The sequence below is a fragment of the Crossiella sp. NPDC003009 genome, assembly GCF_053591555.1.
In genome coordinates this window covers 69,400-84,687 of record NZ_JBSFUA010000024.1, presented here as the reverse complement: position 1 = coordinate 84,687, position 15,288 = coordinate 69,400, and the positions used below count along the sequence as shown (strand labels likewise).

Sequence of the window (15,288 nt, the reverse complement as noted above, 5' to 3'; positions counted from 1 at the left end):
GGAAACTACCCGAAGATGACCGCTTTGCCCTGCGCCGAACTGAACATCCCCCCGGAGTCGTGGCCGACCCCCGGCACGGTCACCTTGCGGTGCGGCGCGGCGGGGAACTGCCGCTGGATCGCGGCGAAGTAGGCGCTGCCGCGCTCGAACCGGTTGCGGCCCTGGACCTCGGCCGGGCAGTCGGTGTCCAGCGAGCTGTCCCGCTCGGTGTCCCGCTCGCCCAGCAGGTAGGTCACCCGGCGAGCGCCGTACCAGCCGCGGATCTGCTCCGCGCTCGAGGAGGCCAGGTAGGGATTGCGGCGCTGCAACCCGTACTTGTAGTCGTCGTACTCGCGGCAGGAACCCACGCCGAGGGGCCGCTGGGTGTTGAGGTACAGGTAGGAGGACGGGTTGGCCACCACAAAACCGACCTCGATCCCGAGTTCACCCGCCACCCGGCTGCCCGCGGCGTAGCGCTGCGCGAACTGCCCGCCTGCCGAGTGCCCGACCAGGGTGATCCGGCCGAGGTTGGGGAAGCGGCCCTTGTCCGCGAGCACCCGCAGCAGCTCGTCCATCGCGGTGAAGGAGCTCAGTCCGCTCGGCTGCTCGGCGTCCCCACCGTCCTTCCAGGAGCGTGCGCCGCCGTTGGTCCAGTAGGCGTCCCGCCGCTCCGGCCGGTCGTCCTTGGTCTGGAAGTGCGGCGCGATGATCACCGCGCGCCGCGCGGCCCCGCCCGCGGCCGAGACCATCCGGTCGTAGTAACCCTTGGCATTGCGCCCGGTGCCGTGCACGACCACCACCGCGCTGGTCGGCTCGCTCGCGCCGGAGAGGGAACGGCTGGCGTGGTAAGGGAGTTGCGCGCCGCCAGGCAGGGTCAGCCGGGGCGGCGCGGCGGCCAGGGCCGGTGCGCTGGTCAGCGCCACCAGCACCGCGGCCGCCGCGGCCGATCCACTCAGAAGTCTCATGCCGGCTGACGGTAGGGAGCGCGATCGGGACTGTTCCCGAGCCCGCGCACGGCGCAGCAGACGCCGATCGCGACCACCAGCACGACCCAGCCGCTCCAGCTGGACAGCCCGACCTGGGCGGCCAGGTTCGGGGTGCGGAGCTGGTCCGCGTCGATGAACAGCGCGCTGAACATCGGCGCGATGGCGTTGGTGGTGCCGTGCGCGAGCACGCACGGCCACACCGAACCGGAGACCAGCCGCAGCCAGCCGAACAGCACCCCCAGCAGCACGGCCTGGACCAGGAACGGCAGCAGTCCGGACAGTTCGCGCCCGCCGGGCATCAGGTAGATCGGCAGGTGCCACACCGCCCAGATCACGCCGGAGGACAGCAGCGCGGGCCAGGTGCCCAGCGGCAGCAGGCGGGGCAGCAGAAACCCGCGCCAGCCCCACTCCTCGCACCACATCAGCGGCAGGGTGAGCACGAACAACAGCACACCGGTGCCCAGCATGCCGCCGATCAACTCCCACGGCACGCCGGTGGCGCCCAGAGTGTCCGGGGCGCGGAGGGCGCGCAGGCCGGAGAAGTCAGCCAGGTCGACCTGGTAGCCGCCGGTGAGCCAGCCGAGGCCGAGCGCGCCCAGGTTGACCAGCGGGATCAGCAGCAGCCCGACCAGCAGCCACCGGGGGCGGCGCGGGCGGACCAGCGCGGTCGCCGCCGGGATCGAGGCCGGTCGTACCGACCACCGCATGGTGACGAAGGTGGCCAGCGCGACCAGGACCATCGAGCCCGACTCCAGTACCCCGGTCGGCAGGCGCACGCCCAGTAGAGCCGGCGTCCACCACAGCCAGGTGGCTCCGAAGGCCACCGCGAGAAACACCCAGATGTGCCGCATGTACTTCCCCTCGGTCGGTCAGCTGTTATAGATTACATATAACAGATAGACTGGACCGTGTGCAGCTGACCATCGACCTCGACAGCGAGGTGCCGATCTACCAACAGATCCGGGACCGGATCGTGGAAGCCGTCGCCGACGGCGCCCTTGCCGAAGGCAGCCCGCTGCCCTCCACCCGGCAGCTGGGCACCGACCTGGCGATCAACTTCCACACCGTGAACAAGGCCTACGACCTGCTCCGGCGGGAAGGGGTCATCCGGATCAACCGCAAGAGCGGCGCGGTGGTGCGCCGCGATCCCGGCACCGGACCACCGGAACCGGGCTTCGTCGAGGCCTGGCAAACCCGCCTGCGCACCCTGCTGGCCGAGGCCGCGGTGCAGGGAATGCCGTCCGATGAGGTGCTGCGGCGGTGTGGCGAGGTGCTCGCCACGTTCCGCGACAAGGAGGAATGACCATGCTCGTACTGCTCGACCTGCTGGTGATCGCGGTGATCACCGCCGCAACCTGGTCCGCCCCACGACTGGCCAGGCCCACCCTGCCCTTCGGCGTCCGGATCCCGGCCGACCGCGCCACCGACCCGGAAATCCAGGCCTGCCACCGCCGCCACGGCCACCGGGTGCTCGCCATCGGCGCGGTCGCCGCGGTGACCCTGCTCGGCACCTGGCTGTGGACCGACTGGGCTCCCAGCCCGGAACTCACCCTGCTCCCCGTCGTGGCCGCGAGCGTCCTCTGTGGACTCCTGGCCGCTGGTGAAGTCCGGAAGGCCAAGCAGGAAAAGGACTTCAACGCCGGAACCCGCAGCGCCAGCACCGCTGACCTCGGCCTGCGCGCCAACCCGGTCCGCCTGCCGTGGCCCTGGCTCACCCCCGCCCTGCTGGTCACCGCCGCCACCGCCGCACTCGCACTGTCCCACGGCCACACCCTCGCGCCGGTCACCGCCCAGCTCCTGCTGATCGCCCTGGTGCTGCTGACCACCGCCGGAATCCTGCGCGCCCGCCCCGAAATCGACCCCGAACGTCCCGTCGGATCGGCCCGTCGCTACCGCGTCTACCTGAGCGGGCTGGCCCGCTTGTTGCTGGCGTCCGCGGCCTGTGCCGATGCCAGCTTGCTGGTGAACGCGTTGCGGCAGTGGGGGATGCTCGCCGACTCCGGCTGGGTCACCGCTCTGGCGTACCTTCCGCTGGGCGTGGCCCTGGTTGGCTGGGTGTACTTCGCGGTCCGGGTTGGTGAGGCGGGGCACCGTCTTCCGGTGGAGCCCGGCGAGGAGGAGCCTGCTCCGCTGCGGCGTGATGACGACCGGTACTGGCACGCGGCCGGGATGGTGTATGTCAACCGGCGGGATCCGGCGTTGCTGGTGCACCGGCGGGTGGGGATGTTCTGGACGCTGAACCTGGGCAACCCGCTGGCCTGGACCGTGGTGGCGGCGGTGGCGGTGCTGGCTACGCTGACCTCGCTGGGGGTCGTTGAGCTGCCCGGCCGGAGCTGACTGAAGGACAAGGCTCCACAATGGACAGAGGTGCAGCTTCATGATCACCGGTTACGACTCGGTGTACCTCGCCGAGGGTGATCCCCGTGTGGCGATCGGCAGATTCCTGACCGCGTTCCGCGCGGAATGGCCGGACATGCCCGATCGCCACCGCGGACGAGCGGTTCGTCCCCTGGCTTGATGAGGTCGGATCGTTGTCGGCGAAAACCGGTGAGGTGCTCGTGGCCCGCAACCCGGACATGGTCGATGCGTGGGAGGAGGACGGCTACTTCCTGGGCGAGCACGGCGGCCCGTTCGCGATCTGGTACGAGCCACTGAGGCAACAGAGCCTGAAGGTCACTGCATTGGACGATCCCTACGGGCGCCAGGGATTCCGCTACCAGCCATACACACTCACCTTGTGCTCGAAGGCCCCGTCATTGTTGACCTTGGTTTCGCCGGACGCGGAGTCGGCCTTTTCAGCCAGACTGGCCACCGCGTTCTCGCGGCGTTAGTGGAGTAGCCGCGTTCGTTACCGACTGAGCGCTATCTCACTCCCTGCTCGTGCCGGTCCGTGTTTGCCCCGTTTGGTCTATCGCACCCGAATCCGTCACCTGCCTATAGTTCGCCCGCGGTTTCACACCGCCATCGGGGAGGGGCAAGCCACGTTCTGGCCGTGCGCGGCCGCGTGTGCTTCTAGAGGGGGAGCAGGGTTGAGGTTCGGCGCATCGCGCTGCCTGGTGCAGCGCGCACTGAGTGCTGCCGTCATCACGACGGCGGCCGCGATCACACTGTCCACAGTGGCCATTCCCGCGGCGGCGGCGCCGTCGCGGGCGGCTTCGGCCGAGGCGGTGGCGAGCAAGGCGGCCAAGGAGCGGAACAAGCCGGTCGTGGTGGCGGGCAAGACGACTGAGAGCACCGAGGTCGTGGCCAATCCGGACGGCAGTTTCACCCACGTCGAGCACCTCCAGCCGGTCCGCGCCAAGCGCGGCGACAACTGGGTACCGATCGACCTCAACCTGCGCAAACGCGCCGACGGGCTGATCGAGCCCGCGGCCTCAGCCCTCGACGTGCGGCTCTCCGGCGGTGGCGGTGGCCATGCGCTGGCGGTGCTCGGCCGGGACGGCCGCGAGGTCGGCCTCGGCTGGGAGGGTGCACTGCCCGCACCGGTGCTGGACGGCGCGACCGCGACCTACCGCGAGGTCCTGCCCGGTGCTGACCTGGTCGTGCGCGCCACCGTCACCGGCTTCAGCCAGCTGCTGGTGGTGAAGAACGCCGAAGCGGCGGCCAACCCGAAGGTCCGCAAGGTCGTCTTCAACTCCCACACCAAGAACGTCACCCTCGGCCTCGCCCCGGCCGCGCGCAGCGCCGGCGCCGACCAGACGGGCGCTGACCTGCACGCCGTCGACGGCGCGGGCAAGCTGGTCTTCACCGGTGAGGCCTCCCGCATGTGGGACTCCTCCGGCGCGGGCTCGCCCGCGGACCGGCTCACCGGCCCCGGCGAGGGCGGCCGGGAGGCGAGCATGGGTGTCGAGCTCGCCGGCGCCAAGCTCGCGGTGATCCCCGACGCGGGTTTCCTCACCGCGGCGGAGACCAAGTTCCCGGTCTACATCGACCCGGAGTACCAGCGGACCAGCACCAGGGCGCACCACGCGGTGGTGCAGAGCGGTCACCAGGACGCCAGGAACTACGACCGCACCGACGGGCAGCTGGGCGACCTCAAGGCCGGGTACTCGGTGGAGCAGTCTCCCAGGATGGCCTCCCGCTCCTTCGTGGAGCTGCCCATCGACTGGGCGCACGGCAAGATCATTCACGGCGCGGACTTCATCGGCAGGGTCATCCACTCCTACAAGTGCGGCGGCGGACCGACCCAGGTGTGGGTGACCTCCGGGATCGACCCCGGCACCACCTGGCGCCACCAGCCCGGGTGGAACCGCAGGCTGGACGACATCAACCAGTCCGCCTACCCCGGCTGCCCGAGTGACGGCCAGGTGCGGATCAATGCCACCGGCCCTGTGCGCGACGGTGTCGCGGAGCGCTGGGGCAACGTGACCTTCGGCCTGCGCGCGAACAACGAGAGCGACCTCGGCTCCTGGCGCAGGTTCGATCTCAACGCCCGCCTGGAGATCAGGTACAACACGCCGCCGAACGCGCCGACCGACCTTGGCATGGAGGGCGGTCAGATCCCCTGTGTTCGCGGTCCGAACCGGCCAGTGGTGTTCACCAAGACCCCGACGCTGCGGGCCAGGCTGTCCGACCCGGACTCCGGCGCCCTGCTTGACGCCGGTTTCCGCGTGCTGAAGGGCTCCCAGGAAAGCCACACCTGGGACGGCAACGAGACCAAGGTCGGCGACATCCCCTCCGGTGACTTCGCCGAGGTCAGGGTACCGGCTGGGGTGATCACCGATGGCGGGGTGCACAGCTGGCACCTGTGGGCGGGGGACTACGAGGTCTCGGCCTGGTCGGAGTTGTGCGAGTTCACCGTCGACACCGAACGGCCCGGACTGCCCTCGGTGTCCTCTGTGGACTACCCGGCAGGCCAGGTCTCCGGCGGCACCGGCCAGACCGGCCGGTTCGAGCTCACCGCCAACGGCACACCCGACGTGGCGTACTACCTCTACTCCTTCACCGACCAGAACACCCAGACCCCGGCCTACCGGGTCAACGCCAACGGCCTCGGTGGCAGCGCGGTGGTGCACTGGACCCCGACCATGGAGCTGCGGCAGACCATGCGGGTCCAGGCGGTCGACCGGGCCGACAACCGTTCCGACATCTACGAGCACACCTTCTTCGTCAAATCGCACGCGGTCGCCGCGGCCGGTCTGCAGGCACACTGGCGGCTCGACACCGACCTGAGTGACTCCTCCGGCAACAACCGCGCCCTGTCCCCGGAAGGCGCGCCCACGCAGCAGTCCGAGGGTTATCGCGGCAAGGCCAGTCACTTCGACGGGGTGGACGACCGGATGCTGCACCGGGGCCCGGTGCTGGACACCGCCAAGAGCTTCACCGTCTCCGCTTGGGTCAAGATGGACCGGGACAACGGCTGGTTCACCGTGGCCAGCCAGGAGAGCACCGACCCCAGCCACCAGGTCAGCTCGTTCTTCCTGCAGTACGCCGACGAACCGGACCGCTGGGCCTTCGCCATGCCCAACAAGAGCGACCCCTCCGGCGGCACCGCCCGCGCGCTGTCGAACACACCGCCGCAGCTGGGCGTGTGGACGCACCTGGTCGGCGTGCACGACGCGGCTGGCGGCAAGCTTTCGCTCTACGTCAACGGGATCTGGCAGCAGGAGGCGACGGTCACCGGCTGGTCCGGCACCGGCGACCTGGTGGTCGGCGCGGCGAAGTGGGAAGGCAGGCTGGTCGACTACTTCCCCGGCACCGTGGACGACATCCGGGTCTACAACCGGGTCCTGCTGCCCAACGAGGCCGCCTTCCTGGCAAACCAGGCCATCCCGCGGGCGCACCTGGTGCTGGACGAGGGCGCCGGCACCACCACCCGGGACGCGGTGACCGGGCGCGACGCGCAGTTCCACGGCGGCACCTCCTGGCAGACCGGAGAGCACACCGCGGTGCGCTTCAACGGTGAGCACGGCCCCAACGGAGGGCACCTCGTGGCGCCACGGCCGGGTTTCCGGACCGACCAGTCCTACACCGTCTCCGCCTGGGTCCGCGCCGAGCAACTGGACAACCGGGCGCAGACCGCCGTCAGCGTGGGAGACCCGAACTACTCGCCGTTCCTGCTGCAGTACCGGCCCGAACAGGGCAGGTGGGGATTCCTGGTCTCCTGCGACCCGAACCAGGCCTGCGGCGGGACCGCGCTGAGCGCGAGCACGGCCAAGGCCGGGGAATGGGTGCACCTCACCGGTGTCTACGACGCGGTCGCCAAGCAGGCCAGGCTCTACGTCGACGGCGTGCGGGCCGGCGTGGAGCAGAACGTCACTGGCTGGCACGGCACGGGCGACCTGCTGGCCGGGCGGGCGCAGTGGGGTGGCCAGGCCACCGACTACTTCAAGGGTGCGGTGGACGAGGTGCGGGTCTTCGCCGGGGTCCCCACCGACGCCGAGATCTCCCAGCTGGCGATCCGATCCTGATCCGGAGGCAAACACTGATGAAGGTTCGGATGCTCTGGCGCGCCGTGGCACTGGCCGCGGCTATGACCATCGCCACCAGCACTGCCTCGGCCATCGCCGCACCCGCGGCCACCGCCTTCAAGCCGCGCGAGGTGCAGAAGGAGAAGTCGGTCCCGGGCACACCAGTTCCGGTGGAGCCCGCACCCGCGCCGGCCGAGTCGGTGCGGAAGGCGATCACGACGCCGCCGGAGGTCAGCTGGCCCGGCAGCGGCAACGCCCTGGTCGACCTGCCCGCCGCGGCGGCCGCACCGCAGGGCCGGTCGGCTCAACCCGGTCAGCCCACAGTGGAGCACCGCAAGGCCGGGTCGCTGCCACTGGCCGTCGGCCTGGTGCCCCAAGGCGTTTCCGCGCGTTCGGCGCCCAGCGAGCCGGGCAAGGCCAAGGTGGAGCTGTTCGGTCAGGAGGCCGCGGCCAAGGCCGGCGTGGACGGTGTGCTGCTCAAAGTCTCCGACGCGGGTGGCCTGGCCGGCCGCGCGGTCTCGGTCCAACTGGACTACCGGGCCTTCGCCGGCGCCTTCGGCGCGAACTACGGCTCGCGCCTGCGCTTGATGCAGTACCCCGAGTGCGTGCTGAGCACCCCGGAGCGCAAGGAGTGCCGGATCGGCACGCCGCTTCCCGGTGACAACCACGCCAAGGACCGACTGCTGACCGCCCCGGTCACCTTGGCCGAGGCCACCTCGCCGGGCCGGGCCGCGGCCGGCTCCACCGCCGTGCTCGCCGCCGCTCCGGCGCCCGGCAGCAACGGAGGCTCTTACCAGGCCTCGGATCTGGCGCCGAGCGCCAGCTGGTCGGCAGGCCGTTCCAGCGGCGACTTCAGCTACTCCATCCCGGTGAAGCTGCCGCCTTCGCTGGGCGGTCCCACGCCGAGCGTCGCGCTCGCCTACTCCTCCGGGGCGGCCGACGGCCGCACCAGCGCCACCAACAACCAGGCCTCTCTGGCCGGCGACGGCTGGGACCTGAGTGCGGGCGGCTACGTCGAGCGCAAGTACCGGCCCTGCCAGGAGGACAAGGACAAGGGAAAACTCACGAGCAACCTGCCGGCCGATCGCAAGGTCGGCGACCAGTGCTACGACACCCACAACGCGACCCTGATGCTCGGCGGCACCTCCTCGGACCTGGTCTGGGACGAGCCCGGCAAGCGGTGGCGGCCGAAGAAGGACGACGGCTCCTACATCGAGCTGATCAAGGGCGCTGACAACGGCGACAACGACGGCGAGTACTGGAAGGTCACCTCCACCGACGGCACCCAGTACTTCCTGGGCCGCAACACGCTGCCCGGCAACGGAAGCAGGCGAACCCACTCGACCTGGACGATGCCGGTCTACGGCAACCACTCGGATGAACCCTGCCACAAGGCCGAGTTCGCCGCCGCCTGGTGCCAGCAGGCCTGGCGGTGGAACCTCGACCAGGTCATCGACACCCGCGGCAACACCACCGTCTACTACTACGCCATCGAGGACAACCACTACGGCCGCAACATCAACCCGGACGCCGGCACCTACTACGTGCGGGCGGGCAACATCGACCGCATCGAGTACGGTCTGCGCGCGGACAACCTGACGGCCAAGGCGCCGATGCAGGTCCGGTTCGACACCGAGGAACGATGCCTGCCCTCCGGGGCCATCACCTGCCATCCTGGGCAGCTGAACAAGGACACCGCGAAGTCCTGGCCCGATGTGCCCTTCGACCAGATCTGCGCGTCAAACGCCAAGTGCGACAACCAGTTCTCGCCCACCTTCTTCACCCGCAAACGACTCACCCGGATCGTCTCCGAACTGCTGCGCGAGGTGCCAGGCGCCGAGCCGAAGCACTTCCCGGTGGAGTCCTGGAACCTGCGGCACAGCTTCCCCGAGTCCGGCGACGGCCTCTCGCCCGCGCTGTGGCTGGCCGGTGCCACCCGCACCGGGCACGTCGGCGGCACCGCCGCGCTGCCGGAGATCACCTTCGACGGAACCTCGATGGTCAACCGGGTCGGCACCATCGACCGGCTCGCCTCGGTCACCCGGTACCGCCTGACCGGCATCCGCAACGAGGGCGGCGGCTACACCACGGTCAAGTACCGGGATCCCGAGTGCCGCAAGGGCGATCCGCTGCCCGCGCCCGAGGTGAACAAACTGGCCTGCTACCCGACCTGGTGGAGCCCGGAAGGCGCGCCGGAACCGCTGCTGGACTGGTTCCACAAGTACCTGGTCGAGCACGTGATCGAGTCCGACCGTGTCGGTGGCTCCAGCCTGATGAAGACCCGCTACGAGTACCCGGCCAAGGCCGCGGCGTGGCACTTCGACGACAACGACTTCGCCAAGCCCGAGCACCGCACCTACTCCGGCTGGCGGGGCTTCGCCTCGGTCAAGACCATCAAGGGCGAGGAGGGCAGCACCCAGTCGGTCAGCGAGACCCGTTACCTGCGCGGCATGGACGGGGACCGGATGCCGGGCGGCGGCAAACGCGAGGCCTGGGGCGAGGACACCGAGGGCGTCCGGGTCCGGGACCACGACAGCCTGCAGGGCTTCGTGCTGGAGAGCCTGGACTTCGACGGCGGCGGCAAACTCCTGTCCGCCTCGGTCAACCAGCCCTGGGTGAGCCCGCCCACCGCCGCGCACGGTACGGACCAGTCGGTCATCGTGCAGACCACCGAGGTCCGCGGCCGTACCAGGCTGACCGGTGAGAACTGGCGGCGCACCAAGGTGAGCAAGACTTTTGACCCGCAGTACGGCCTGCCCCTCACCGTCGACGACGCCGGCGACACCGCCGTCACCGGTGATGAGAAGTGCACCCAGATCACCTATCTGCAGAACACCGGCAAGTGGCTGCTGAGCTACTCCGGCCGGGTGCTCACCATCGCCGCGCCGTGTGCGGCGTTGCCCGGCAAGGACTCCGACCGGATCAGCGACGTCCGTTCCAGCTACGACCACCAGGACGCCACGAAGCCGCCCACGGTCGGCGCGGTGACCAGCGTCGAGCGCTGGACCGGCAGCGAGTACCAGACCGTCAGCAGCACCAGGTACGACGAGTACGGCCGCACCGTGGAGACCACCGACGCCAGCGGGCAGAAGAACTCGGTGAGCTACAGCCCGGCCAGTGGCATGGCCGTCAACACCATCACCGCGCTCAACCCGTTGCAGCACAAGACGGTCAAGTCCCTGGAACCGGCATGGGCCAGCCCGGTGACTGAGATCGGGGCCAACGGGGAGCGGGCCGATCTGGCCTACGACGCGCTCGGCAGGCTCACCAAGGTCTGGCCGCCGCACTATCCCAAGGTCAACGACAGCACACCGGCGAGCACCGAGTACGTCTACGACTACCGGACGGACAAACCGAGCACGGTCACGACGAAGTCGTTGCAGGAGAACGGCAAGTACTCCACGTCGATCAAGCTGTTCGACGGCCTGCTCCGCGAGCGGCAGACTCAGACGGCCGCTGTCGGCGGCGGCCGGGTGCTCACCGACACCTGGTACGACTCGCGTGGCCTGGTCTGGAAGGTCAACGGCGGTTACTACAACGTCGACTCCGGCCCGGTGCCGGAACTGCTGGGCGTCAAGGACAACATGGTCCCGAACCAGACCATCACCGAGCACGACGCGATGGCCCGGCCCACCGAGGTGATCCAGCGCAAGGGCGACGGCACGAACCAGGAGGAGCAGAAGCGCACCAGCACCCGGTACGAAGGTGACCGCACGCATGTGATCCCGCCGACCGGCGACACCGTCACCACGGTGATCAAGGACGCGCAGGGGCAGATCACCGAACGCCGCCAGTACCACGGCCAGGTTCCCGACGGCGCCTACGACGCCACCACCTACGGCTACACCAGGTCGGGCCAGCTGGAGACGGTCAAGGACCCGATGGGCAACACCTGGCGCTACGAGTACGACGCGCTGGGTCGCAAGTTCGCCGACCACGACCCCGACCGGGGCAAGACCACCTACGGCTACAACAAGCTCGACCAGCTGACCTCCACCACCGACGCGCGCGGCAAGACCCTCGCCTACACCTACGACTCGATGGGTCGCAAGGACGGCATGTACGAGGACTCGCCGAACGGCACGAAGCTGGCCGAGTGGACCTTCGACACCCTCAAGAAGGGCCTGCCCACCGCGTCCACCCGATTCCTCGACGGCGTGCCCTACACCTCAAGGGTGGACTCCTACGACGGGGCGAACCGGCCGACGAAGACCTCCATCGTCATTCCGTCCCGGGAAGGGGCGCTGGGGCGGACCTACAGCTTCCAGGCCAAGTACTACCCGGTCACCGGCGCGCTGTCGCAGACCACTATGCCCGGCGCGGGCGGCCTGCCCGCGGAGAACGTCAACTACGAGTACAACCACCTGGGCCTGCCGGAGAAGACCTACGGCATCCAGACCTACGCCCAGCAGCACAAGTACACCGAGTTCGGCGAGAGCTCCACGTTCCTCCTGGGCGAGGCGCCGAACCTGGCGCAGATCACCACGAACTACGAGCCGGGCTCCCGGCGGGTCAACAGCCTCATCGTCGACCGGGACGCCACCCAGAACCGCGAGGTCAACTACCGGCACCTGAGCTACGACAAGGCCGGCAACATCACTCGCCTCGCGGACAAGCCCGAGGGCGGCCCGCAGGACGTGCAGTGCTTCCGGTACGACTACCTGCGCCGGATGAACACCGCCTTCACCCCGTCCACGGACAACTGCTCGGTTGAGCTGAAGCAGCAGAACATCGGCGGCGCGGCGCCGTACTGGTACGACTTCACCTTCGACAAGGCAGGCAACCGCAAGACCGAGGTGAAGCACACGCCGCAGGGCGACACCACCCGCACCTACCACTACCCGGCGCCGGATGAGGGCCACACCCAGTCGCACACCGTCCGCAGCATCGAGCAGTCGGGTCCCGGCGGCACCCGCAAGGACGAGTTCGGCTACAGCGCCACCGGCGACACCACCACCCGCAAGGTCGCCGGCTTCGACCAGAAGCTGGACTGGAACACCGAAGGCAAGCTGGCCAAGGTCACCGAGGCCGACGGCAAGGAGTCGACCTACCTCTACGACGCGGCGGGCAGCCGCCTGCTGAAGAAGGAGCACGGCAACACCACGCTGTACCTGCCGGGCATGGAGCTGACCATGCCCAAGGACGGCCAGCCCACCGCCAAGCGCTACTACTCCCACGGCGGCGCCACGATCGCCGTCCGCGGCACGGTCTCCGGCCTGAACTTCATCGCGGGCGACCACCAGGGCTCACCCGCCACCACGATCAACGCGGGCAACTTGGAGGTCAACCGCCGTTACCAGGACCCCTTCGGCCAGACCCGCGGACCGGCCTCGGCGTCCTGGCCGGATGACAAGGGCCTGGTCGGCGGCGTCCACGACGGCACCGGCCTGACCCACATCGGCGCCAGGCAGTACGACGCCGCCACCGGCAGGTTCGTCTCGGTCGACCCGGTCATGGACCTGACCGACCCGCAGCAGATGCACGGCTACTCCTACGCCAACGGCAGCCCGGTCACCTTCTCCGACCCGACCGGTCTGCGCCCGGACTGCACACCGACCTGCTATGACCATAAAACCGGGATCAACCACGATCGGGTCACGCCGCCGGGGTGGAGCCGGGACGAACGTATCCGCGACGAGAACGCCCGTGAAGCTCGTGCCAAGGGAGCCAAGAAGGCCGCCAAACAGGCTCGCGACCGCGCGGGCGTGAGCGAGGAGGAGTACCAGCGCGCCAAGAAGCTGGCCCGGATGCGGGTGATCGACGTTGTCCTGGAGGTCGCGGGTGACGTGCTCAAGGACGTCATCGGGTTGACCGACATGGAGGACTGCTTCGTCAAGGGCGAGGTCGGCGGCTGTGTGTCGATGGCCATGAACCTGATTCCGGCGGCGAAGATCTTCACCACGCTGGGGAAGATCGTCTCGGGGATCGCGCGGGCGATTGAAGCGGTGGCGACGTGGATGGACAAGGTCCAGCCGGCCCGCGCGCTGGTGGACAAGGTCGACCGCATCGCCGATGACTTGAAGGCCAATGGTGGGTCGTGTCCGACACAGAGTTTTGTGCCGGGGACGCGGGTGTTGCTGGCTGATGGGTCATCGAAGCCGATCGAGGAGATACGGATAGGCGATCGGGTGCGGGCGGCTGATCCGGAGACGGGGGAGTCGGGTGCTCGTGCGGTGGTCGGAACGGTCACCAGCGAGAGCGTCAAGCGGCTGGTGACGATCACCGTTGACACTGACGGGGATCGCGGTGAGGCCACTGGGTCGGTGGTGGCCACGGACAACCACCCGTTCTGGCTCGTAGGCCAGCAGCGTTGGGTCAGCGCTGACGGAGTCGCCCCTGGCAGCAAGCTGTTGTCCCCGGATGGCCAGTTGGTCACTGTCGAAAAGGTAGATCGCCGCGTCACCCTCCAACGTGTGCACAATCTTACGGTTGATGGCATCCACACGTACTATGTGCGGGCCGGTGTTGTATCGGTTCTTGCGCACAACTGTGGAGGTATTGCTGAGACCAGAGATCTCAATCCGACTCACGGGATCGGCGGCGATTCTTCTACAAAGAAGGTGAAGAATCTTCGAGACGCCATGCGTGAAGGATCATTTGACTGGGAGCGTAGTCCGATTGCGGTAGCGAGAGGTGACGATGGTGTCGCTTATGTGGTGGACGGTCATCATCGGCTTGCTGCCGCCAAGTTGGCTGGGGTCAAACAGGTCAGGATCGCCGATGTCACAGATCAGGTGAAGAACGGAGGGTATCTGGGATATAGGAATATGGACGATGTCCTTAATGGTGCCGCTTCCTTCATTGGGAATCGCCTGAATCGGAGGAAGCTATGAAGCTGGGTGGATGCTGGGACGGGAAGAGCGGATGAGCTACTTGGATCAGGTCGAACGTGCACTAGCAGAGTTTTGCGCTGCTCGCAGTGCGATAATGGAGACATTTGCGGCCTCCGTGGCGCCGGAGATTGTCTCGAAGGTGATTGACGGAGAAATGGCGCGAGAAGGTAAGTGCCGTAATGGTCTCGCTTATCGCGTGCATGGAATTGGATATACCGTAACCTCGGCGTCTGGTGGAGAAATCCACTTCGACGGTAGCGATTATGGAGATTTCTTTACTGAGTATGACGTCAGCTTCTTCATGGAGACGTCGTCATCTCTTCGATCGATGGAGACAAGTAGCGTCCGTGCTGCTTTGGAACTCCTATGCGAACGTGGTGATATTCGGGAGGTTGGGGTAGGAAAGTTTTCTCTCGTTGGTTCCGAATAATTGATGTCCAGTCGCTGAGGGCGTCGCTCGGTGCCAATTAGTCGTCATCTGCCGGCCCTACCGACCAAAACCGGATCAACCGTTCGATGCGTGAAGACCCACTGCCAACAGATCGGTCCCGCCGTCGAAATCGGATCACGTGCCTGTTCGCCTTTAGACGAAGGAGACGACGCGGTGGCAATGATCCAGGTGTCGGACCTGTACGAGGGCACGGCGACCGGACGGCGGCGGATGACGTCTCGTTCGCCGTCGAGCAGGGAGGGCGAATGCGTGAGCGTTACGGCGAGTGCTGGGGACGCCGTTGCAACGTAGTGGGATGCCGGAGAAGTTGCGGGTTGGTGAGACGTTGGGGTCGTACACCTCGTGCTGTGACGATCCGGCTGACTGGCAGGCGCTGATGGCCAAGCTTGGGTTGGCGGACGAGCGGGATGGTGTGATAGTGACGCTGTCGGGCGGGCACAAGCAACGGCTGTCGATGGGGTTGGCGTCGGCGAGGCGGCAACGGCGCTGAGACGTTGACCCTGGTCGTGGAACTGGCACCCGACCTGGTGCTGGTGCACCTGAGGATGCCCGTGTCGGACGGCGTGCCGCGATCCGTGGGCCGAGCGAGACCGCGCTGAAAGTGCGGTCGGCGAGGCTTTCCGCCGCGG

The 15,288-nt window shown here is 68.2% G+C and carries 10 protein-coding genes; 8 read left to right on the top strand and 2 right to left on the bottom strand.

Features of this window, described 5'->3' with window-relative positions; translation table 11 throughout:
- Positions 1-5 precede the first annotated feature (5 nt).
- A complete protein-coding gene (locus tag ACWDY5_RS24090; RefSeq protein WP_449724425.1) occupies positions 6-944 on the bottom strand; it encodes an alpha/beta fold hydrolase in 939 nt (312 codons plus the stop codon).
- Positions 941-1,816: a CPBP family intramembrane glutamic endopeptidase gene (locus ACWDY5_RS24085; RefSeq protein ID WP_449724424.1), complete on the bottom strand. Its 876-nt coding sequence runs from the start codon at positions 1,814-1,816 to the stop codon at positions 941-943. The genes ACWDY5_RS24090 and ACWDY5_RS24085 overlap by 4 nt, the downstream gene beginning before the upstream one ends.
- A gap of 59 nt (positions 1,817-1,875) precedes the next feature.
- Between ACWDY5_RS24085 and ACWDY5_RS24080 the strand changes: the two genes are divergently transcribed.
- The 8 genes from ACWDY5_RS24080 to ACWDY5_RS24045 all read left to right on the top strand — a co-directional run bounded on the left by ACWDY5_RS24080 (position 1,876) and on the right by ACWDY5_RS24045 (position 15,149).
- Positions 1,876-2,268, top strand: coding sequence for a GntR family transcriptional regulator (locus ACWDY5_RS24080; RefSeq protein WP_449724423.1), 393 nt, complete (start codon positions 1,876-1,878; stop codon positions 2,266-2,268).
- On the top strand, positions 2,265-3,302 hold the full coding sequence (locus ACWDY5_RS24075; RefSeq protein WP_449724422.1) for a DUF5808 domain-containing protein: 1,038 nt from the start codon (positions 2,265-2,267) through the stop codon (positions 3,300-3,302). The genes ACWDY5_RS24080 and ACWDY5_RS24075 overlap by 4 nt, the downstream gene beginning before the upstream one ends.
- A gap of 40 nt (positions 3,303-3,342) precedes the next feature.
- Positions 3,343-3,483 carry a hypothetical protein gene (locus ACWDY5_RS24070; RefSeq protein ID WP_449724421.1) on the top strand — a complete coding sequence of 47 codons (141 nt, stop codon included), beginning with the start codon at positions 3,343-3,345 and terminating at the stop codon, positions 3,481-3,483.
- A gap of 13 nt (positions 3,484-3,496) precedes the next feature.
- Positions 3,497-3,796 carry a hypothetical protein gene (locus ACWDY5_RS24065; protein ID WP_449724420.1) on the top strand — a complete coding sequence of 100 codons (300 nt, stop codon included), beginning with the start codon at positions 3,497-3,499 and terminating at the stop codon, positions 3,794-3,796.
- Positions 3,797-4,081: 285 nt separating this feature from the next.
- Positions 4,082-7,375: a LamG domain-containing protein gene (locus ACWDY5_RS24060; protein ID WP_449724419.1), complete on the top strand. Its 3,294-nt coding sequence runs from the start codon at positions 4,082-4,084 to the stop codon at positions 7,373-7,375.
- A gap of 29 nt (positions 7,376-7,404) precedes the next feature.
- Positions 7,405-14,208, top strand: a complete 6,804-nt coding sequence (locus ACWDY5_RS24055; protein ID WP_449724418.1) for a polymorphic toxin-type HINT domain-containing protein — start codon at positions 7,405-7,407, stop codon at positions 14,206-14,208.
- A gap of 10 nt (positions 14,209-14,218) precedes the next feature.
- A complete protein-coding gene (locus ACWDY5_RS24050) occupies positions 14,219-14,638 on the top strand; it encodes a DUF6896 domain-containing protein (RefSeq protein ID WP_449724417.1) in 420 nt (139 codons plus the stop codon).
- 316 nt (positions 14,639-14,954) lie between these two features.
- Positions 14,955-15,149: a hypothetical protein gene (locus ACWDY5_RS24045; RefSeq protein ID WP_449724416.1), complete on the top strand. Its 195-nt coding sequence runs from the start codon at positions 14,955-14,957 to the stop codon at positions 15,147-15,149.
- Positions 15,150-15,288 lie beyond the last annotated feature (139 nt).